The organism is Citrobacter sp. VF227, from assembly GCF_052950715.1.
Map to the genome: position 1 here is coordinate 1 of NZ_JBRFVF010000466.1, position 455 is coordinate 455.

General features: G+C 61.1%; 1 pseudogene. It reads left to right on the forward strand.

From position 1 onward, the window contains the following. Nucleotides 1–455: pseudogene (locus tag ACU8YC_RS27355) on the forward strand (RND family transporter); the annotation flags it as partial.

Here is a 455-nt window from a genome sequence, read left to right on the forward strand (position 1 = left end):
ACGACGAAGTGTTCTACATCCACGGCGTCGACCGTTCCAACATGAAGTCGCTGTGGAGCCCCAGCGTGCGCTGGACCGAGGTCACCGAGGAAGGCTTCGCCGGTGGCGAGGTGATCCCGCAGACCTACGACGGCTCGCCCGAGAGCCTCGAGGACCTGCGCGACAACATCCTCAAGTCCGGGCAGATCGGCCGCCTGGTGGCGAACAACTTCAAGTCCAGCATCATCGACGTGCCGTTGCTCGAGTCCTATCCGGATCCGGAAGACCAGGGGCGGCAGATCAAGCTGGATTACCAGAAGTTCTCCCACGAGCTGGAAGAGAAAATCCGCGAGAAGTACCAGGCGCAGAACCCGAACGTGAAGGTGCACATCATCGGCTTCGCCAAGAAGGTCGGTGACCTGATCGACGGTCTGGTGGGCGTGGCGCTGTTCTTCATCGTCGCCATCGGTATCACC